This is a genomic window from Parabacteroides sp. KHUB-02 (assembly GCF_056640955.1).
This window is the reverse complement of sequence record NZ_JBWQEV010000001.1, coordinates 3,448,363-3,470,973: the sequence shown is the minus strand read 5'-3', so window position 1 is coordinate 3,470,973 and position 22,611 is coordinate 3,448,363. Positions and strand designations below refer to the sequence as shown.

16 protein-coding genes are annotated in these 22,611 nt (G+C 42.5%); 15 read left to right on the top strand and 1 reads right to left on the bottom strand.

Translation table 11 applies throughout. From position 1 onward, the window contains the following. The first annotated feature begins 2 nt into the window (after window positions 1-2). The 4 genes from ACYIA1_RS15070 (at window position 3) to ACYIA1_RS15055 (ending at window position 5,855) form a co-directional block, all read left to right on the top strand. Window positions 3-1,019, top strand: coding sequence for a 2-oxoacid:ferredoxin oxidoreductase subunit beta (locus ACYIA1_RS15070; protein WP_005864059.1), 1,017 nt, complete (start codon window positions 3-5; stop codon window positions 1,017-1,019). Between the two features lie 339 nt (window positions 1,020-1,358). Then, a complete protein-coding gene (pckA, locus tag ACYIA1_RS15065) occupies window positions 1,359-2,966 on the top strand; it encodes a phosphoenolpyruvate carboxykinase (ATP) (RefSeq protein WP_005860732.1) in 1,608 nt (535 codons plus the stop codon). A 189-nt stretch (window positions 2,967-3,155) separates the two neighbouring features. Continuing rightward, window positions 3,156-4,256, top strand: coding sequence for a redoxin domain-containing protein (locus tag ACYIA1_RS15060; RefSeq protein ID WP_480335717.1), 1,101 nt, complete (start codon window positions 3,156-3,158; stop codon window positions 4,254-4,256). 60 nt (window positions 4,257-4,316) lie between these two features. After that, window positions 4,317-5,855: a YifB family Mg chelatase-like AAA ATPase gene (locus ACYIA1_RS15055; protein WP_480335716.1), complete on the top strand. Its 1,539-nt coding sequence runs from the start codon at window positions 4,317-4,319 to the stop codon at window positions 5,853-5,855. Between the two features lie 97 nt (window positions 5,856-5,952). Here ACYIA1_RS15055 and ACYIA1_RS15050 read toward each other — a convergent pair whose 3' ends face one another. Then, window positions 5,953-6,795, bottom strand: coding sequence for a helix-turn-helix domain-containing protein (locus ACYIA1_RS15050; protein ID WP_057319906.1), 843 nt, complete (start codon window positions 6,793-6,795; stop codon window positions 5,953-5,955). A 266-nt stretch (window positions 6,796-7,061) separates the two neighbouring features. Between ACYIA1_RS15050 and ACYIA1_RS15045 the strand changes: the two genes are divergently transcribed. From ACYIA1_RS15045 to ACYIA1_RS14995, 11 genes are all read left to right on the top strand, one after another. After that, the gene (locus ACYIA1_RS15045) at window positions 7,062-7,862 is read left to right on the top strand and encodes a DUF4493 domain-containing protein (protein ID WP_196008968.1); all 801 of its coding nucleotides are present in this window, start codon (window positions 7,062-7,064) and stop codon (window positions 7,860-7,862) included. Between the two features lie 38 nt (window positions 7,863-7,900). Beyond that, window positions 7,901-9,241: a DUF4493 domain-containing protein gene (locus tag ACYIA1_RS15040; protein ID WP_480335713.1), complete on the top strand. Its 1,341-nt coding sequence runs from the start codon at window positions 7,901-7,903 to the stop codon at window positions 9,239-9,241. An 8-nt stretch (window positions 9,242-9,249) separates the two neighbouring features. Beyond that, window positions 9,250-11,049, top strand: a complete 1,800-nt coding sequence (locus tag ACYIA1_RS15035) for a DUF4493 domain-containing protein (protein ID WP_480335711.1) — start codon at window positions 9,250-9,252, stop codon at window positions 11,047-11,049. A 12-nt stretch (window positions 11,050-11,061) separates the two neighbouring features. Next, window positions 11,062-11,811, top strand: coding sequence for a hypothetical protein (locus ACYIA1_RS15030; protein ID WP_196008971.1), 750 nt, complete (start codon window positions 11,062-11,064; stop codon window positions 11,809-11,811). 10 nt (window positions 11,812-11,821) lie between these two features. Next, window positions 11,822-13,486 carry a PCMD domain-containing protein gene (locus ACYIA1_RS15025; protein WP_480335709.1) on the top strand — a complete coding sequence of 555 codons (1,665 nt, stop codon included), beginning with the start codon at window positions 11,822-11,824 and terminating at the stop codon, window positions 13,484-13,486. Between the two features lie 4 nt (window positions 13,487-13,490). Beyond that, complete coding sequence (locus tag ACYIA1_RS15020) at window positions 13,491-15,653, top strand: DUF4493 domain-containing protein (RefSeq protein WP_480335707.1); 2,163 nt, start codon at window positions 13,491-13,493, stop codon at window positions 15,651-15,653. Window position 15,654: 1 nt separating this feature from the next. Further along, the gene (locus ACYIA1_RS15015; RefSeq protein ID WP_480335705.1) at window positions 15,655-16,353 is read left to right on the top strand and encodes a DUF4493 domain-containing protein; all 699 of its coding nucleotides are present in this window, start codon (window positions 15,655-15,657) and stop codon (window positions 16,351-16,353) included. A 14-nt stretch (window positions 16,354-16,367) separates the two neighbouring features. Then, window positions 16,368-18,110, top strand: coding sequence for a DUF4493 domain-containing protein (locus ACYIA1_RS15010; protein ID WP_480335704.1), 1,743 nt, complete (start codon window positions 16,368-16,370; stop codon window positions 18,108-18,110). Window positions 18,111-18,128: 18 nt separating this feature from the next. Beyond that, window positions 18,129-18,995 (top strand): DUF4493 domain-containing protein, encoded by an 867-nt coding sequence (locus tag ACYIA1_RS15005; RefSeq protein ID WP_480335702.1) that lies wholly within the window; start codon window positions 18,129-18,131, stop codon window positions 18,993-18,995. Window positions 18,996-19,108: 113 nt separating this feature from the next. After that, window positions 19,109-20,833: an ATP-binding protein gene (locus ACYIA1_RS15000; protein WP_480335700.1), complete on the top strand. Its 1,725-nt coding sequence runs from the start codon at window positions 19,109-19,111 to the stop codon at window positions 20,831-20,833. A 17-nt stretch (window positions 20,834-20,850) separates the two neighbouring features. Then, window positions 20,851-22,242, top strand: coding sequence for a DUF3575 domain-containing protein (locus ACYIA1_RS14995; protein WP_480335698.1), 1,392 nt, complete (start codon window positions 20,851-20,853; stop codon window positions 22,240-22,242). Window positions 22,243-22,611 lie beyond the last annotated feature (369 nt).

Here is a 22,611-nt window from a genome sequence, read left to right as displayed (position 1 = left end):
AGATGACAACAGAAGAAACTAAATTTCAACCGAAAGATTATAAAAGCGACCAGTACGTACGTTGGTGCCCGGGTTGTGGCGACCATGCGGTACTGAATTGCCTGCATAAGGCTATGGCCGAGGTAGGAGTGGCTCCTCACAATATGGCAGTTATCTCAGGTATCGGCTGTTCTTCCCGCTTACCTTATTATATGAATACGTATGGCTTCCATACGATCCATGGTCGTGGAGCGGCTATCGCTACCGGCGTAAAGACGGCTCGCCCGGACTTGAGCGTATGGTTGATTACGGGTGATGGCGACTGCTTGGCTATCGGCGGTAATCATTTTATCCACGCTGTCCGTCGTAATATCGATTTGAATATCGTTCTTTTCAACAATAAGATCTATGGTTTGACGAAGGGGCAGTATTCCCCGACATCCGACCGTGGTTTCGTATCCAAGAGCTCTCCGTATGGAACGGTGGAAGATCCGTTTGTGCCGGCTGAGTTGGCATTGGGTGCCCGTGGTAATTTCTTCGCCCGCTCGATCGATGTGGATTTGAAGAATACGACCGAGGTATTGACGGCTTCCGCTCGTCATAAAGGCGCTTCCGTTACGGAAGTGTTGGTAAACTGCGTGATCTTTAATGATGGTATCCATAAGGGGATCGTTGATAAGGCATACCGTGCGGATCGTACGATTTTCCTTCGCCATGGCGAGAAAATGGTTTACGGCGCTAACATGGATAAAGGCCTTGTGCTAGACGGCCTAAAACTGAAATCCGTAACGATCGGACAAGATGGTTATACGATGGATGACGTATTGGTACACGACGCCCATGAGAAGGATAACACCTTGCATATGATGCTTGCCATGATGAGCGGTGATATGCCAATTGCGTTAGGCGTAATACGAGATGTGGAGGGACCGACCTATGATGAGGCTGTCCACCAGCAAATCGAGGAGGTACAAGCGAAGAATCCTACACGTAAATTACACGACCTTTTGATGAAAGGTGAGATTTGGGAGGTAAAGTAATATATTTCTGATCGGATATAAGAGAAGGCGCAAGATATTTATCCCGCGCCTTTCTTATGATGACGACTTCGGAAATAGTTGAGACGCTAGCTAAAAGTATATGATTTGTAAACTCCATATTACAAATAGACTAAGGGTTTTGTTAATTGCATGGAAAAGAGTAATTATTACTGAAAAATTTCCTTAATAAGCTGTGTACGATAAAAAAAAATATTACTTTTGTACCGCGGTTAACAAGGTGGAGTCGCAGCAAGCTCCAAAAGGTCGGAAAGCCTCACCGTATCGAACTAGAGTAGAGAGAAAAGTTATATAAAGTCAATCATTTAAATTAAATTCAAGATGGCTAATTTAGATTTAAGCAAGTACGGAATTGTTGATGTGAAAGAAATCGTTCACAATCCGTCTTATGATGTTCTGTTCGCAGAAGAAACTAAACCGAGTTTGGAAGGCTTCGAGAAAGGCCAAGTAACTGAGCTAGGTGCTGTAAACGTGATGACTGGTATTTATACAGGTCGTTCTCCTAAAGATAAATTTTTCGTAAAGAATGAAGCCAGCGAAGATTCTGTATGGTGGACTTCTGATGAATATAAGAATGATAACAAGCCTTGTTCTGAGGCTGCTTGGGCAGACTTGAAGGCTAAAGCTGTAAAAGAATTGTCTGGCAAACGTTTGTTCGTTGTCGATACATTCTGTGGCGCTAACGAGGCTACTCGTTTGAAAGTACGTTTCATCATGGAGGTTGCTTGGCAAGCTCACTTCGTAACTAATATGTTCATCCGTCCGACAGCTGAGGAATTGGCTAACTACGGCGAACCTGATTTCGTTTCTTTCAACGCTGCTAAGGCTAAAGTTGACAACTACAAAGAATTAGGCTTGAACTCTGAGACTGCTACTGTTTTCAACTTGAAGACTAAAGAGCAAGTTATCTTGAATACTTGGTACGGTGGTGAGATGAAGAAGGGTATCTTCTCTATCATGAACTACTTGAACCCGTTGCGTGGGATCGCTTCTATGCACTGCTCCGCTAACACGGATAAAGAGGGCAAGAGCTCAGCTATCTTCTTCGGTTTGTCTGGTACTGGTAAGACTACTTTGTCTACGGACCCGAAACGTTTGTTGATCGGTGACGATGAGCACGGATGGGATAACGAAGGTGTATTCAACTACGAGGGTGGTTGCTACGCTAAGGTTATCAACTTGGATAAAGAGAGCGAGCCGGATATCTACAACGCTATCAAACGTGACGCTCTTCTTGAGAACGTAACAGTTGCCGCTGATGGTAAGATCGATTTCGCTGATAAGTCAGTTACAGAGAACACTCGTGTTTCTTATCCGATCTATCACATCGAGAACATCGTTAAGCCGGTTTCTAAAGGCCCGCACGCAAAACAAGTTATCTTCTTGTCTGCTGACGCATTCGGTGTATTGCCTCCAGTATCTATCTTGACTCCGGAGCAAACTCAATACTACTTCTTGTCTGGATTTACCGCTAAATTAGCAGGTACAGAGCGTGGTATCACGGAACCGACTCCTACATTCTCCGCTTGTTTCGGTGCTGCTTTCTTGTCATTGCACCCGACAAAATACGGCGAAGAGTTGGTTAAGAAGATGGAAATGACTGGCGCTAAGGCTTACTTGGTGAACACAGGTTGGAACGGTAGCGGCAAACGTATCTCTATCAAAGATACAAGAGGTATCATCGACGCTATCCTTGATGGTTCTATCAACGAGGCTCCGACAAAGAAGATCCCGTATTTCGATTTCGAGGTTCCGACTGCATTACCGGGCGTAGATCCGAAGATCTTAGATCCTCGCGATACCTATGCTGATCCTGCTCAATGGGATGAGAAAGCGAAGGATTTGGCTGCTCGTTTCCAGAAGAACTTCGCTAAGTTCACGGGCAACGAAGCTGGTAAGGCATTGGTTGCTGCTGGTCCTCAGTTATAATTGCTTAAAAAACCTTGCTCAAAAAAGGTCAAGGTTTAAAAATATCTTTATAAAAAAGCGTGGAATTACTAATTCTGCGCTTTTTTTATGATAACTACGTTAATTTTATTATAAATGTAAAGTAGTTTTAAAAAATATTCCTACCTTTAGACCGGATTATCTGTTATAAGAAGAGCTTAAAAAGGAGTAATGATAAAAAAACTGGCACTTATTATTGGCTTTATAATTTGTTTGTCATCTTGTGGCAAGGATTATGTCTATCGGATTGAAGGGGAACTTTCTAATCTGGAAGATCAAACCGTATATGCTGTATTTGAGAAGGATAATTATAAAGTGGTTGATACCGTGGCTTGTACGAAACCCGGGCAGTTCCAGATCGATCAAAATGAAGCGGGTTTCCATTGTGTGACTATCTTCTTTGCAGATAAAGAGCATTGGGTTACGGCTTATCTGGAACCGGGAAAAACCGTAAAAATCACGGGCGACGCTAACTCTCCATTGCTATTGCAGGTAAAGGGGGGACGGACAAATGATAAGTTGACCGCTTTTAAGAAAAGAATCGCTCCTTTATTGACGGAATTGACAAATTTATCAAATTCTTTAAATAGCAAGGATTTGAACGATACGATCGAGGAGACGGATATCGCCGCTCGTCTGGCGAATGTTAATATGCAATTGAGCGAGGAAGCGATCCGGTACGTGAAAGAGAACCCGGATGAAGAGGCATCCGTTGTCTTGATTCAATCTTTTTTCTCAGATCCCGATGATACTCGTAAAATTGATGAGTTGTTGGCGTTATTGAATCCAAGGTTGAAAGACTTTTATCTGGTGAAGGAGCTGGAGCAATATAGCGCCCGTGCGAAACGTACGGCTTTGGGTGCGGAAGCCCCAGATTTCTCCGTAAGGAATATTTATGGGAATACGGTAAGTTTGGATTCTTTCCCGCAGAAATATTTATTGCTGACATTTACCGCTCCTTGGTGTGATATGTGCCAGACAGAGGATCTATATCTGGATAAGGTAGCGATGAAATATCCGAAAGATCAGTTGGACATTCTTTTGGTTAGCTTGGACGATAATTCGGATAATGTCCGGGATGTACTGAAGAAGGATAGTATAGCGTGGAACCTGGTAACAGATTCGGCCGGACAAGCGGCTATGTTGATAGATCTGTATAACGTAAGCGTATTGCCACGCTGTTTCTTGATAGATGAGGATCATAAGATCTTGATGAAAACAGAGAATGGAATCGAGATCAAGCAAACACTGGAGAACTTGTTCGAAGACTGAGCGATTGAAAACAGGAGGTTCCGGTTTTAATTTGTAATTAGTAACTCAAAATTCTTAACTATGTTAGTAAAATCTTATGCCGCTGCCGTGCAGGGGATTTCCGCTACGGTCGTTACCGTAGAAGTGAACTGTTCCAAAGGTATCCAATTCTTTTTAGTCGGTCTTCCGGACGTGGCCGTTCGTGAGAGCCATGAACGCATTATCTCGGCTCTTCAAGTATGTGGTTATAAATTCCCCCGCAATCGTATCGTTATTAATATGGCCCCCGCAGATATCCGTAAGGAAGGGTCTTCTTATGATCTGCCTTTGGCGATCGGTATTCTGGCGGCGGCAGAGCAGATAGATTCATCCAACTTATCCAAATTCGTATTGATGGGCGAGCTTTCTATGGATGGGAGCCTCCAACCGATAAAAGGGGCATTGCCTATCGCTATTAAGGCTAGGGAAGAAGGCTTTAAGGGCTTTATCTTACCCAAGCAAAACGCTTGTGAGGCTGCGGTGGTGAACGATCTGGAAGTGTATGGAGCTTCGAATATCAAAGAGGTGCTGGAGTTTATGGAGGGGAAACCTACATTGCGGCCTACGGTTATTGATACCCGTAAGGAGTTTTACGACCGCCAGCAATTGTTTGATTGCGATTTCTCCGATGTCCGGGGACAAGAGAACGTGAAGCGTGCGATGGAGGTGGCCGCAGCCGGCGGATATAATCTGATCATGGTAGGTCCTCCCGGAAGTGGCAAGTCCATGTTGGCGAAACGTCTCCCTACGATCTTGCCTCCCTTTACCTTGCATGAGTCCTTGGAAACAACTAAAATCCATTCCGTAGCCGGTAAGATAGGAGGTGGCACCTCCTTGATGGTACAACGTCCTTTTCGCTCTCCCCATCATACGATCTCTAATGTCGCTATGGTAGGAGGTGGCACTTTCCCGCAGCCGGGAGAGATCAGCTTGGCTCATAATGGTGTCCTTTTTTTGGATGAGTTGCCGGAATTTAACAGGAGTGTCTTGGAAGTCATGCGGCAGCCATTGGAAGATCGAGTGATCAATATCTCCCGTGCCCGTTTCACGGTGGAATATCCGGCCGGCTTTATGCTTGTGGCCTCCATGAATCCTTGTCCCTGCGGCTACTACAACCATCCGGACCGTCCTTGCCTCTGTTCTCCCGGAGCCGTCCAGAAATATATGAACCGCATTTCCGGCCCTTTATTGGACCGTATCGATATCCAGATAGAGATTGTCCCTGTCCCTTTCGAGAAGATTTCCGAGCAACAGCCCTCAGAGCCTAGTATCGCTATCCGTGAGCGGGTCATAAAAGCCCGTGCGATCCAGGAAAGGCGTTTTGCCGCTTATGAGGGTATTTATTGCAACGCCCAGATGAACTCCAAGCTACTCCATCAGTACGCCGTTCCCGACGCTTCCGGCCTCTCCATCCTCAAAACCGCCATGCAACGTCTCTGCCTCTCCGCCCGTGCCTATGACCGTATCCTGAAAGTCTCCCGCACGATAGCGGACTTGGATAATTCGGAACGTATTGAGGTGCGGCATTTGGCGGAAGCGATACAGTATAGGAGCTTGGATCGGGAGAATTGGGGGATGTGAGATTGCACTTAGCTTCATCGGCAAAGTATCTTAACTTCAAGGCCGAAGTAAGTTAAGATACTTTGCCGATGAAGCTAAGATACTTTTTTAGGGTTGTTTAGGAATTGCGGTATTCTTGCGGCCCCATGCCAACATATCGTTTAAAATACTTGCCAAAGAAGGATACATTGCTGAAATTCAACGAATCGGCTATTTGGTAAATAGGAATATCGGTGGATCTTAATTGGTTCTTGGCATCCATGATAACCATTGCCGATATAATTTCCGTACAGGTTCTACCGGTCGTTTCTTTGATTGTCGTACTAAGATGAGCGGCGGTGATACTCAGTTTGTCGGCATAGAAAGAAACGTTACGTTCTTTCATATAATTGTGCATGACTAACTCTGAAAATTCTTTCGTGATCTTTTTACTTTTAATCAAAGTGTTATCATTAGGCGTTATTTTCTTATAAGTCTCCTTTAGGCACAGGAGAAGGAGCTGCAATATGGATTTGATGATATCATCATTTGCCGGCAAATATTCATTTTCTTGGGCTTTTAGCAAGAGCTGATAATAGTGGTGATAAATAGATACATCATTATCCTCCAGTCGGATAACCGGAATTTCCCGGATCTTATAATAATAGTCGGATACGATTTTATACATATTATTGTTTTCAAGAAAATGGGAGGAGAACCCGATGAAGTAAATTCTCAAGTTCCCATTCGCTTTATGTATTTGTAGAATGCTTTGTGGCAAGATTGTGATGAAACTCATGGGCTGGATCTTATATCGAACCAAATTGATCGATGCCTCTATATCTCCATCCAGTAATAATACGAATATCCCAGCCTTTAGCCGGCAAGGTGAATCGGTGTAAAGGTTTAATAATTCTTTCGTAATGTCTGTTCCTGCGACACAGTCGACCGGAATGTCTATTTTAGGTAATTCATTCTGCATAGATAATGAAATTTAGGCGATACAAATATAGCGATATTCTTTGGTACTACCTCCGTATTTATTATGAAAGTACATGTAGTCAATGATTTGTCGTATTGTTGTAAAAAATGGTCACAGGTTGAATTATGTGTTTAAATTATGATAAATGGAACACTCTTTCCTTAAAATAGACCTTGTGGGATTTTTTGAATTGTCGTTATTTTGTATCCAAATTTGGGAATAATCTCTTTTTAAGGTAAACAGATTAATAAGTAAACAATTATTGTATGGGAAATTTGAGGGTGCTACTGTATGGGATGGCTTATCTCCTTTCGGGGTGCATGTTGATGACATCTTGTCAAGTAGAGGATTTAACTTCTTTTTCAAAAGGAAAAGGGACGATCGCTTTGGACTTGTCTGCTACCGCAAGTTTTAATACGGAGACAAAAGCGGTGAATGAGGGCGATTATAAAAATCTGGATAATTATACGGTGCAATTTTTGAAAGTAGGGGAGAGCGATCCCGTCAAAACATTCAAATATGCGGAAATACCTGCTTCCGTTGAATTGGATAACGGTGCTTATACCGTGAAGGCTTTTTATGGGACGAATACAGATGCCGCTTCTCGGACAGGATTCTATGTAGAAGGTTCCAATTCTTTTAATTTAAATGGTGAAACAGATAAATCTATTTCTCTTACTTGTACACCAACCTATGGAAAGGTGAAAGTGGAATTTACGGAAATGGATACTTATTTTAGTGATTATTATGTTACTTATTCGACTTCAGCCTTGGGGAGTAGTTCTACGGCTAAGTGGTCTAAAGCGGATACGGAACCTTGGTATTTGAAACTCAACAATGGCGGAGAAACTGTAACGGCTACAATCTATTTAACACCGAAATCTCAATATCAAACAAAAGCGGCTACTGTTGTCCGGACTTATGATTTGGCACCGAATAAAGCGTGGACATTGCAGGTAGCCCCTAGCTATAACGATAAAACCGGACAATTGGGAGTCTCTATCAAGATTGATGAAGGAACAAATGATATACCTGTAGATATCGTGATCCCTTCTGAATGGGTTTAGTCATTAAGGTCTAATAAAAAAAAGAGAAGAAAAAAATCATGAGATTATTAAATTATATTGCTTTAAGTCTGTTCGCTTTGGTCGGTTTTATCTCTTGCGAGATGAGGGAAGAAATAAAGAGTGGCAAAGAGGGTGTGGATATGGGACTTTTGGAGTTGAGTGTACAAGCTAAATCTCCGGCGGTGACGAAGGCTGCATCTGTTAGTACGGACGATTTCCCGGTTTCTATTGTCGGGAAAAGTGTAGATGGGGAAGAGGTTGAAAGAAATTATGATGCGGTGGCGGATTTACCGGAATCTATTTTATTGCCGGTAGGTACTTATTCCGTAGTTTCTCATACAAAAGGCGTACTGGAAAAGAAATTGGAAGCTCCTTATTATAAGGGAAGTTCCGATATGGAAATTAAGAAGGATATTACGAGTAGCGCGAAGGTGACTTGCAAGATGCAGAATAGTAGGATTCAATTGAATTATAGTTCGGAGTTTTTGGCGAAGTTTACAGAATGGACGATCATGTTGGATGATGGCTCCGAGACTGCGTTGTCAGTTCAGGAAACAAGCGCAAATGCCTCCGCGAGTCCTGCTCCTATTTATTGGTATTTTGGTGAGGGAGGAGCGGAAACCGTAACACTGAATATTCGGGCAAAAACCATAGAGGGGAATACGGTCACGATGGCTCCTTATGTATTCAAAAAAGAGGATGCCAAGGAAAAATATGATGATGTTGATAACCCCAATTTCACGGGTGGAGAAGCGCTTATCATCGATCTGAAACCGGGAAATGAGGAAGACCCTACTACGGGTACGGTTAAGAGTATCTCTGTTACGATCAGTGTTATCTTTGAGAATCATAATGAGGCTGTAGATATTCCCGTAGAGGATAAAGAGGAGACGAAACCGGATCCGGATCCAGACCCTACGCCTGAAGATAAAGCGCCTTCGTTGTCATGTGATGCATTTGAGAACGGTGTAAAATATTCAATGACGAAACAGGATTGGCCAGCAACAACTGATGTGGTTATTTCGGCTTCGGAAGGGATTGCTAGTATGAAAGTTATAATAGAGGGTGGAAATCCTGGTTTTTCCTCTTCAGTCAAGGATTTGAACTTTACGGGAGAAGGACGTGAATTGATCGGTGATGCAGACCTTTCTGAAAGCCTCGGAATGGCTATGCCTGCAGAAGGTGATACAGAATATACTTTTCCTATTGCTGGATTTTATACTATGATGAATATCTATGGTCCAACGATAGATACTGATGCTACGACTGGAATCGGAAATGCTCCAGATGGTAAAGAAAGTCATGTTTTTAAAATAACAATTACGGATAAAAAAGGACAAACTGCGTCTGCGGAGTTACGTGTGACGATTAGTAAATGATAAACCTTATGAGAAGAATATATTTTGTTTCAATATTGCTTTCACTGTTGGTCCTAGTTGCTTGCCAACAAGAAGATTATACAAGTGATAAGGTTGGATATCTTAATGTAAATGTTTCACCGGTTTTTGGCGTAGTTACAAAAGGTTTAGTTCCAGATAATTACAAACCAAAGCAACTTTGTGTGGAAATTAAAAATGAGGCTGGTATAGTCGTGGAAAGTACAGAAGATTATGCGGAATGGGAAGGTAAACAGTTGAAGTTAAAGTCCGGCACTTATATGATTACAGCTTCATCGAATGGGTTTGATGGGAATGCCTCAGGAGTAGATATACCTTATTATAAGGGCTCTACTCAAGTAACAGTTGTGGCAGGAAAGGAAGTCACAGCCTCTATCACTTGCACATTGGCGAATGTTAAGGTCACGGTGAATTTTGAAGATTCCTTTACAAACTCTTTTAAAAGTGCGGTTGTTTTAATAGAATCTAAGGTTCCGGGAATATCAGGTCAGAATCTTATGATGGGTGCGCAAAATAAGTCCATTTATTTTCCTGAAGGAGATTTAAAGGCGACGATCACAGTTATAAATAAAGCGAACCAAACTCATACACTGAGCCAAGATATTACAAAGGTGAAGGCTAGGGATCATTATGTATTGAATTATAGAGTCTCTGATTCGGGCTCTGTCGGGGATATAACTGTAGATGTGGATGATTCTGAAAAAAAATATACATATGAGATTACGGTACCAGTTACCTCATCAACGCAATTAGAAGTGGCTTCGGCGAATGCGTGGAGTAACTTTGCTCTTTTGGAAGGTAAAATATCTTCAATCAAAGAAGGTGTGGAATTAGATCCAACTTGTATGAAGTTTGAATATAAAACAGAGCGTGCCGCAGAGTGGTCGGAATGTAGTGCTACCAAAGAAGGTGATTTATTTAAAGCGACATTGAAAGGATTAACTCCTGCCACTTCTTATTTTTATCGTTTATCTTACGATAAAGCAGGAGACAATTATGCGAGTGATGTGAAAACATTTACAACTGAAACTGTTACGGCTTTACCCAATGGAAACCTAGATAGCTGGTATAAGTCAGGCAAGACATGGTATGCTGCATCTAAAGAATATTTTGATGCAAATGGTTCATTTTGGGATTCTAGTAATCCGGGAACAACAACGGGTGTTGGTGGACTTGTGAATATAAATCCAACAATGGGTAATGCATCTATTGTACATACTCAAGGTGGACAGTCTGCAGAATTGAAAACTCAAACAGCAATGGGAGTTTTGGCTGCGGCAAGTTTATATACAGGCAAGTATGGAGCTACAAAATCTGATTTTTCTGGGGCTACATTAGAATTTGGTAGACCATTCACTTCTAGGCCTACCGCATTCCATGGTTGGTTCCGGTATTCAACAAAGGCAATTGATGTTGTAGGATCGAATCTGCCCTCATCTGCGAATGTGATAAAAGGTCAGACTCAGGATCTCTGCTCTATATATATAGTATTAGCAACTAAATCTTATCAAATAGATAATACGAATCCTAGTACGTTTATTAATTTTGAAAATGATGATGCCATAGTGGCTCATGGGGAGTTACCTATGGCCGATTGTGTGGCAACGAATGGATCTTGGAAGGAATTTAGTATTGATTTAAAATATCATAAGTTGGACGTTAAGCCGACTCATATAATTATAGTCTGTTCCGCAAGTAAATATGGGGATTATTTTACGGGAAGTACTTCGAGCGTTTTATACTTGGATGATTTTGAGTTGATATATGGAGATGAACCTAAAACAAAATAGGGATTTGAATTGATGAAACATAAACTATTAATAGTAACCTTGCTGGTGGTCATGGGTATTGGCTCTGTGATAGCTCAATCTTCCCGTAGAATTCAGAGAATTGACCGGGAGATCCAGAAGACTGTCTTTATCCCGAAAGGGACTTGGATGGCCGGAGGTACGGTCTCTTATTCTGAGCATAATGAGAGTAACTTAAATTTTCTCGTATTGAAAGATATCGAAGGGAAGGGGTATGATTTTAGTGTCAGCCCTTATTTCGGTTATTTTTTCCGGGATAATATTTCTATGGGTGCCCGCTTCTCTTACAAACGGAATTATTTGGATCTGGGTAATTTCGATTTGAATTTGGGAGAAGATTTTAAAATCAGCTTGAAGGATCTTTATTATCTGGAGCATAAGTATGAGGCTTCTTGTTTTATACGGACATATATGCCGATCGGAAAAAGTAAGATTTTTGGGTTGTTTAATGAGGCTCGGTTGACTTATGGATATGGAACAGGTAAAAACTCTACCGGATCGGGTACGGAATATGATGGCTCTTATCAAACCGTGCAGAATATGCAGATTGGTTTCGCACCGGGAATGACTGCCTTTATTACGGATTGGTCTGCTGTAGAGGTTTCGGTTGGCGTGATGGGTTTTGACTTTAAGTGGATTGATCAAGAGACAAACCAAGTGGAGGAAGGACGGCAACGGGTTTCTTCGGGTAATTTTAAGATAAATCTATTCTCTATAAATATAGGTATGACGTTTTATCTGTAAATATTAGGAGATGATGATAAAATTAGGTTGTTATATAAGCTTATTCTTCACGTTGGCCAGTTGTGTTATAGAGGATGATATTCCTTATCCTGTAGTGGATGGAGCGATCCTTTCCATGGAGGTAGAGGGGCAACGGGCTGGAGAGGACGGACAAAGTGCCGAGGCTACGATCAATAATACGGATCGTACGGTAACTTTATTTGTGAATGATTCCGTGGATATCTCTAACTTAAAGATTAAGCGCTTGAAAATAACGGATGGAGCGGTGTTAGTGGGTGATTCTACGGCTTGTGTGGATATTAAGAATTTCCCTACGACAGGCTTTGCCTCGTTGGATAGCATCTCTTCTACCGCTAATACACGAGTAGATTTCACGTCACCGGTTTCTTTTACGATAAGTACGTATCAAGATTATAAATGGAAGGTGACTGTAAAACAAATCATCAATCGGGAAATTGATGTGACCAATCAAGTGGGAAACGCAGTCATCGATGCGTACAACCGGAACGTGATTATTTATGTATCTCCGGAACAATCTTTAAGGGATTTACAAGTGAATAAGATGAATCTTGGTGGTGAATATGGTACGGTAGAGCCGGATCCAACCGCTTCTACCGAGAAAGATTATTCAAGTGGTTCCCGACAATTCTTTGTTGGAAACGCATGGGAAGACGTGATGCAGAAATGGACGGTTTATGTGTATCATAAATCAGGGGAATCGTCAGCTTCCTCGGAGGCTTTCGCTATGGTGACCAAGGCTTCGTTAAGTGGAAAGATACAGAGTGGAAAGACCCCGGTCATTGAGTATAAAAAACAAGGTGACGCCGCTTGGAATACGTTGGCGGCTTCGGCTGTAAAGGTATCCGGAACTTCTTTTACCGCTACGGTGACCGGCTTGAAGGCGCAAACTACGTATCAATACCGCATATCGGTTGATGGAACAGTCGGTGAGGAGAATTCTTTTACGACAGCGGAAGAGATTGCCTTGACCAACGGAAGCTTCGATAACTGGTCGCAAAGTGAGAAAAACGCAAAGCTGTGGCAGCCTTGGGGTAGTGGTGAAAACTCTTTTTGGGATACGGGAAACCAAGGAGCGACAACGGTTGGCGATAGTAACTCGACTCCGGTTACGGAAACGAGCAATGGCTCCGGTATGGCAGCTTCATTGGAATCTAAATATATCGTGATAAAATTCGCCGCGGGTAATATTTTTACGGGTACGTATAAGAAGACAGATGGAACAAATGGGGTCTTGGATTTTGGCCGTCCTTTTACTTCCTTCCCGAGTAAGTTGCGGATTCATTATAAATATAATTGTGCGACGATCGATAAAGTTGGTGATGATACGATGGCGAGTTTGAAGGGGCGCCCGGATTCTTGTCAGATTTATATTGCGTTGACAGATTGGGATGCTCCATTGGAGATACGAACTCGTCCATCCGAGCGTCAATTGTTCGATCCCAACGATTCGCATGTGATTGCCTATGGCGAGTTGACCAAGGGAGAATCCGTAACATCGTACACGCAAGAGGATATTGTTTTGAATTATCGTTATACGAACCGTACACCCAAATATATCGTGATAGTGGCCTCGTCTAGCAAATATGGTGACTACTTCACGGGAGGTGTAGGTAGTAAACTATGGTTGGATGAGTGTGAATTGATCTATGATTAAGGATATGAAGATAAAAAAGATATATACGATGCTGCTGGCATCAATCGCTTTGACCGCCTGTCAGCAAGAAAACTTGTCGGACCCGGTGAAAGGTGCTTTTAGTATATCTTTGACCGAGGCTACTGCCGAGGTGGAGACGAAGGCGACACCCGCTGATTTGGATAAGCCGGTCGCAGAGAAGTTCAATCTACTAATAACCAATAAGACAACCGGAAAGGAACTTTATAAGGGTGCTTTCACGGATCAGACAATTCCTGCGTCTGTTGGAACTTATACGGTAAAGGCTACTTGTAGCCCGAACACATCGTATGAGGAGAATCCAGTGCTTGCTTTAGATGCTCCTTACTACGAGGGAACGGAGGAGGCTACCTTGACGGCAGACAAAACGGTTTCGGTAACGATTCCTTGTCAAGTTGAGAATGCGCTGGCATCTATCCGTTTTGGGAATAATAAGGACAAATTCGAGGATCTATTCTCTAGCTATAGCGTGGAAGTAAAGGTAGGCAATAGTTCTGTGTCTTTACAAGATACTTTACGAAGCGCTTACTATCGGGCAGGTTCAGATGTGAAGTTTTTCTTTAAAGGTAAGTTGAAAGGAAATGGCCAAGATGTCACCAAGGAGCTGACGCATAGTGAGTTCAGTAAAGCAGAGACATTCGTGGCTGGTGCGCATTGCGTTATTAATTTGTCTGTCGAGAAAACTACCTCTGGTGTAATCCTTACGGTAGCTGCCGCCGAGGTGAAGAAGGAGACTATTAACGCTACGATTCCGATGGAGTGGTTGCCTAAGCCTAAAATTGCGGGTTTTGCAAATGGAGAAACCTCTTTGTCTTATGTAGAGACAGCGGATGCTATTCCTGCTAAAATTACTTTTAACGCATCGAGTAAGATTCAAGATGTAGAATTCTCTTTTAATTTTCAAGATGAGCAGTATCTTTCTTTTAACGATAAGACTTATACATTGACAACTCTTTCAGATGAGGATAAAGCCGCATTTACCAAAGCGTCCATAATTATTCCAGTATTAGATGGAAGTGCGGAAGGAAGTATGGACTTTACATCTATGACAGCCAACTTGCAAACAAATGCGGGTGCGGAAACTGTGAACACGATTAAAATGCGCGTTAAAGCTAATAACCGCTGGAGTGATCAAGGTACTTATGAGATACGTACGCAAAAGCCTATATTCCGGGTAAGTGCTTATCCTGGTAATATTTGGACAAAAGAGTTTACGATGAATGCCTTGATGGAGGATCAAGTTGAGACCGGCAATTTTGATAAGTTGAAGGAGTCAATGACTTATCAATATAAATCAACTCAAACTGATTGGGAGACGTTAGGGACTGATCTAAGAAAGACTGGCTTGAAATCAGGTACTACTTATTATATCCGTGGGGTATATAGGGGAGAGGTGCTTGGAGAGGTAGAAAATATTGAGACTTACCCAGAGACACCATTGGACAATGGAGAATTGGAAGGTGCTACAATTACAAGAGGAACTGATAGCCCTGGTTTCTTTGGTGCAGAATATGGTGCTTTATATGAATGGAAAGGTTGGGGTACGACTAATAGAATATCAGCAGGTTCTTGCCCAGCAACGGCTTATTCTTATAACTCGCGTTCTGGAGTACGTCCTACAACGGAGATACCCCAAACTTCTGTTGGCGAAAATGCAGTCCGGATTATAACATTGGCATATGGTTATGGTGGGACAGATGCTAAGCCTTCAAAATTTACTCATAGTGAATTATATTTAGGAACTAGTGCTGATGATTCCGGAAGTAAGACTTATGGAATAAACTATGATTCACATCCTTCTAGTGTGCTTTTCTGGTATAAGTGTATATCCAATGTTGGGAATGATAAATCATATGTGAAAGTTCAAATATGTCATGATGATATGGTATTAGGTGAAAATGAACTAGAGATGGAGGCTGTAACTTCCTATCAAGAGTGTAATTTGCCTATTATTTATGATCAAACAGTTGATAAGACTCCTTTAGTGCCTAATAAACTGATCTTGACTTTTAAGTCAGGAGTAAAAGAAAGTCTTTCTAAGAGTGATTTTAAACAGTTTGGATCTGGACTTTTTGATAAACAAGCAGATGCGATGTGGCGTGGCAATGAACTTTATGTAGATGATGTCAAATTGGTTTATGATAAATAATATGAAATACTTATTATCTATATTACTAATATTGTTTTTTTTCTCTTCTTGCCAGCAAGAGGACTTGCTTCCATCCCAATCCCCCGGTTTCCTTTCCTTGGAGAACGTGACCGTGGCGGCGAGTGATGTCAATGCTGTCCATACGAAAGCCGAGGTTGATGCTCGGTTCATGATAGAGATATGGAAAGGGGGTGCCCTTTATGATAATTGCAAGTATGAGCCGGGAGAAATTCCAAGTAAAATAGAGCTACCTGCAGGTTCTTATCTATTGAAAGCATATACACCTAATTATGCCTCGATGGAAACTGTCTTTGCGGAGGGAAATTTAGGTGAGGCCGTTTATTATAAGGAACAGGCATTTGTGATAGAGGCGGAGAAGGTGACTTACCCGGCTGTATCCGTGCCGATGATAAACTTCGGTATATGTTTGAAGGATGATCTGCCTAGTAGCTTTAATGATTATACGCTGGATGCAACTATCGGTGATCGTACAATCACGCTTAAACCTGCCGAGATTGGGTATTTTCCCATATCTGCAATAGGTAGTACCTTGACGTTTTCCTTGAATGCTATAAATGCGGATGGAGAATCGCTGGATACGAAGGAAACCGCCTCAAATCTTCAAGCGGGTACGATTTACGAGGTCGTCTACTCGATGGCTACGAAAAGTTTGGATTGCGAAACGTTGAATATGTATTAGTTATAGCGAACAGGATGTTTGGGAGAAAATGGAGATATTACGTTGGGTTGCTGGGGCTATTGCTCGGGCTGAATGCTTGTGTGACGGAAGATCTGCGTAATCCCATTGCTGAAGGACAAGGTTACTTACGTTTGGAACTAGCCTCTGTAACTACAGAGCTTTCGTCTTCTTCGCAGACGAAAGCGTCAACGGCATCTATACCTAGCGAAGATATACCGGATGCTTCCGATTTTACGATAGATATCCAAAAAGGGGGAACTAGCGTTGACGGTTTCCCGAAGCTGTATAGCGAAATAAGTAGTAGCTCATTAGTTCTGGCTACGGGTGATTATACGGTTTCGGCTTATTCTGGCGAGAATACCTTGATTCAAGCAACTCCTTATTTCTTCGGTTCCACGGATGTCACAGTCCTTCCAAATCAACAGGTAAAAGCTTCTATCGAAGCCTCCTTAGCGAACGCTTTATTGGTTCCTGTCGTGGATGAGAGTCTGCAAAAGCATTATTCCGCATGGGAATTGACGGTAAAAGTCGGAGAAGAATCTATGCGGTTGGCTTCAAAAGAGAATTCAAATAACCATTTATATGTAAAAGCCGGACAGTCGGTAACGGGCCTATTCAATGGTACGAATCTGGTTGGAAAGGAAACTTCGACAGAATGGACGATGATTTCTGAGACAGCCTCCCGCACGCAATATACCATTCAATGTAATCCGGATTTGTCTGTATTCTCAAACATTCAATTGATGGCAACGGCTACTCATATATACGATAATGGCTCTTTGACTGGGACAGAGGTTATATTGAGTCTTGCGGCTAATGGCGCTCCGGTAGAAGCGGTCGCATCATGGGATATAAAGGTCTTATACAATGGAGAAACGATCCGGACGTATTCAAATACCCCCACTAACGCAACCATGAATGTCTCTGACGGCTGGCCATATGTACCGCAAGGCAGTACGCTATCTGCTTCTATCTCCCTGAAGTCCGGAGATATAGTAGATCTCCCATCCGTCTCTATGGCAACCATCCCCTTACCTACGTTTACGGCAACGGTTTCCGGTAGTACTAGTTACTCTGTTTATAAATCCTCCGGTGCTACTGCCGCAAATGAAAGGGATGGATCGAGTATTTTCGATATATCTTCATCAGTGAATATCTCTTCGAATATATTGGATAACACAAACTACTCAAACTTGCTGAAGGTTACTTATACAACGGATGGAGGAGGTAATTCGGGTGAATTGCCATACGGTTCTGTTGGAACATTATCTGGCCTCGCTTGGCAAAAGCATGCTTTGACGGCTACGGTTATTTTTGATGGTGTAACAGATAAGTCAGTACCTGTAGATTGCCACATTACTGGGTTACCATGTAAAGCGGCGCCACCGACAAATGGAGAGTGGCGTAAAGAAGAAGGAACTGTTGTGTGGAATAGCGATCATGTAAGATTGGGTAATGCAAGTATATCACAACCTCATGCAATAGTCTCAAACGGTTTTCATGTTCCTGAAAATATTGATGTAAAGGTTGAGACGAAATATCAAGTATCAGGGGCTACAGTAGGAACTACTTTTACATTATATTTAGGAACGAATACCTTGTTCGAAACTAAAGTTGGATTTTGGGGTAATCAAACCAAAGAGAGTTCTATTGAATCAACCGTGACATCTTCTAATAATTATATAAAGTGTAATAATAGCTATGGGTCGGGTTCTACTCATTCAAAAGTTTATTATGTGAATGTTATTTATAGATAAAATAATAAATAAAGCAATATGAGAAAGAGTTTATTACTAGGCATAGTCGCCTTAGCATTCGGAGGCTTAACCTCCTGTAGCAATATAATGGAAGAAAGCGGTATAAATCCAACTGCTAAAGCGAAAACAGGTGAACTTGGCATCGCTCTTGAAGCTGATGCCTCTGTTAGTGTTACTACGAAAGCGGGAGCTTCTGATGAAGTTACTTTGTCAGATGAGGAGAAAAAGAAATTTGTAATTACGGGAACGAAAGCAGGAGGTTCCTCCTCCATCCCTTTAGGTACATTCGCGGATTATGCGAATGGAGCCGTTAAAACAGTTGAAGTAGGAACTTATTCGATCACGGCTGCTTATGGCACGATGACGGGTGAGTTGGACTTTGACAAGCCTACTTTTGAAGGGACGGAAAATGATGTGGTGGTTGAGGCCAATAAGACAACTGAGAATGTTAATGTTACAGCAAGCTTGACAAATTCTATTATCTCAATTGATAATACAACATTTACAGATCTCAAAAAATCAGCTACTATTACAGATTTGTTCGCCTACTCGGGTACGGTAGAACCTACGGACACAAATGAGAAATACTCGTTGATATCGGCTACGAATACATTGGATTCTTCTAAGAAGCTATATGTGAAAAAAGGAGCTTCGAATGTTAACATTGTGATAAAAGGAACTCTGAAGGACGACCCTACAAAGTCGTTCACAAATACAAAAAAGATTAAGACATTGATAGGGGAAGGCCAGAATATTGAGGAGGCTAAAAACTATAACATTAAATATACTCTTTCCGGAGATAAGGGCTCTTTAACGTTGACTATTACGGTAAATGGAACCGTTACAAACGTGGATCTTCCTGTGACGGTTAATCCTTACGAATAGTCTATATGTTATATATTTGATTCCATACGTGACATGTCTGTATCTTTTATTTCGCACGTTTCACAGGAATATACTATCTTTGTCTGTGTACATCAAAAAGAAAGGAAGATCTTATGATACCTCAGATAACCATTCCCTATGCCGTGGCTGATTTTGCGGAGATGCGCGAACGTGGCTTTTATTATGTGGATAAAACTCGGTTTATCCCTTATTTGGAGCGTTATAAGGCTCCGGTGTTTCTGCGTCCACGGCGTTTTGGTAAGAGCTTGTTGGTCTCTATGCTCGCCCATTACTACGATCGGAGTAAGTCTCATCGCTTTGAGGAACTTTTTGGGGGAACGTGGGTCGGGACCAATCCTACGCCGGAGCATAACCAATACATGATTATCCGCTACGACTTCTCGAAGATGGTGCTGGAAGAGACAATAGATGGGCTGGAGCGTAACTTTAATATATTGAACTGTTCTCCCGTGGAGATTATGGTGGAGCATAATCGCGATCTCTTTGGCGACTTCGAGTTCTCTACCAAAGGCAATGCCACGCAAATGCTAGAGGAGGCATTGGCTTATGCCCGGGCGCACGATTTGCCCAAGGCATATATCCTTATCGATGAGTACGATAATTTCACAAACCAATTACTTACGGCCTATAAGGATCCGCTTTACGAGTCTGTCACCACTGGCGAGAGCTTTTTGCGTACTTTCTTCAAGGCTATCAAGGCAGGTATCGGCGAGGGAAGTATCCGTACTTGCTTTTGTACGGGTGTGCTGCCTGTTACAATGGATGACTTGACGAGCGGCTATAATATCGCCGAGATTCTTACCTTGAAGCCTGACTTCACGGAGATGTTGGGTTTTAATCATGAGGAGGCTGCCGAGTATCTGCGCTATGTTATTCGTAAATATGGCAATAATGAGGATCGTTTCGACGAGCTGTGGACGCTTATCGTAAACAACTATGATGGCTATCGCTTCCTGCCCAACGCCCGTCCGTTATTTAATTCCACTATATTGACTTATTTTTTCAAGAACTTCGCCGAGCTGTCCGGTGGTGTCCCCGATGAGATGGTGGACGAGAACCTTCGAACGGATGTGAATTGGATCCGCCGCCTTACCATCACCTTGGAGAATGCGAAGGAGATGCTGGATGCCTTGGTGATCGATGGCGAGTTGATCTACTCTCAACCGGATCTGAGGAGTAAGTTCGACAAGCAGAAGTTCTTCGATCCGGAGTTTTATCCCGTCAGTTTATATTACTTGGGCATGACAACGTTGAAAAACCAATTCAAGATGGTGTTGCCTAATTTGACAGCGCATAGTATTTACATGAATTATTACAACGAGTTGAACCGTATAAGTGACGATGCTCGCCGTTTTGTGCCTGCTTATGAGTCTTTCATGGATCATCGGAAGCTGGAGCCGCTGGTGGAAAATTATTTCAAGGAGTACCTTGGCCAGTTCCCGGCGCAAGTATTCGACAAGATCAACGAGAACTTTATTCGTTGCTCTTTCTTCGAAGTGCTGAGTCGTTACTTGAGCAACTGCTATACCTTCGCCGTGGAGCAGAACTTGCCAAGCGGCCGTGCGGATCTGGTATTGACGGGCATACCGGGCACCGCCTTCCACAACGATTGCCGGGTGGTGGAGTTTAAGTATTTCAAGGCGAAAGACGCTACCCGGGTAGATGTCTTGGAGAGTGCTCGTCCGGAGGATGCCGATCAGGTAAGAAGATATGCCGCTGATATTAACCGGCAATTCCCCGCTTACCGTATGCGGGCGTATGTGGTGTATATAGCGGCTGGAAAAGTTTGTAAGACATGGGAAATTATTAATCTCTAACGTAAAAAGGACAAGACATGAGACATTCGTTGATTATTCTATTTTGTTTTTCTTTTCTCTCAATCTTTGTGGCTCAAGGGCAGTCGGAGAATGAGAAATCCAAGGGCGATTCATTCTTGTTCTCCTTTATACCCGGAGAGGCCGATATACAGGCTACCTACGGGAATAATTCCATAGAGATGGAGCGACTGAACCGGAAAATCTGGCCGGTGATGAATCCTTTGATGGATGGGGAGTTTCATGTGTTGGTTGTCTCACATATCTATACAGAGACAGGGGCTGTATCCAAAACCGCCGTCAATACTGCTATGTGGAGAGGAAACACCGTAAGGAAATATCTGAAAAACAAATATGAGCTTGATAATAAACAGATCTCTTTTTATGTGGACCGTAGTGGGGAGTGGGGGAATAGCGTACATGTGTACCTGCTTTATTTCGCTATGCCAGAGTTCGCTAATAAACAGATCTTTTATTCCACGGATCAGTCTATACCCGCTATTTCGTCAAGCCTGAAAAGATATGCGGAGGTTCCTTATATTTATGTGCTCAACGATCCGGATCTTTGCGTGGATGATGAGGTCTTCGCTTATGTTGTCATTGATGGTAAGGCCGATCTTCCCTATGAGGAAGGGGCAATGATTCCCGTAACTCCTCCCGTACAAGAGAAGGTGAGTAAAGCACCGGTAGTCTCTCAACCGGCTCGTACAGAGCCTGAGATTGCTCGGCAGGCAACAGTGTCCGTAACGCTTGAGCCGCAAGTCTCGGAACGGCAGTCTACTGGGTACCAGCCTCGACAAGAGGCGACTCGTTTGGTGCCGAAAGTCTATCCTACTTTCCAGATGACAAACTTGACTGTTAGAACTAACTTACTTCCTTGGTTTACGGTCTCTCCGGGTTTGAGTGTTGGAAAGAATGGAGCGGAACTGAAGACTGGATCGATCATGCCAAACTTGGAATTGGAGTATATGTTTGGAGGTTGGGGGTCTGTTATTCTAGGGGGTACGTATTCGAGGTTTGGCTATAAAGGGAACCCTAATAATTTATGGGGAGTGTCGGCATTATCCTTGGAGCCTCGCTTATGGTTTAACGATGATGGTACTTATCGGGGATTCAATGTAGGCTTGCAATTGAAATATGGTAACTTCAACGTGCGTGATAATGATCCGCTAGGGCATGGTCAGACGGGGCAGTTCTTTGGTATCGGAGTGATGTTGAATTATTCGCAACCTATCTCCGGAAATTTCGCTTTTGAGGCGGGGCTTGGCTTTGGTTCACGGATGATATTTGACGCTTCCACCTATATGCGGGATTATGAAACGCAAGTGAGCGAGACTACGGATAATTTCTCAGCGACCCATTTCATGCTTAATTTCCGGTTGGCGCTGGTGTATAGGTTTGGATTTAAATAAAAGTGAGAGTGAATATTTGTATCTTATACAAAAAATATTAATCCCTATAAATGGCTGAAGTACATACTTTTATAGGTGCTGATATGTCCTTCGCTTACGGCTTATGAAGTGAATAACTAACGGCTTCCCAAGCCGTAAGCTTACCACTAGGGGTAGCCGCTAGTTATTCACTCGACAAGCCGTAAGTTATTCACTTCACAAGCTATAAACAAGGGGGGGTGTCGTTCTTTACATATAATATAAACGTACGTGCGTACATTAAAATATACAGTCTCTCTCTTTAAAGACAAATCCAAAAACATATCCAGTTACTTTTATTCGCAAATTATTCCTTACCTTTTCTTGATAAAAGAAGATTTCTCAGCGAAC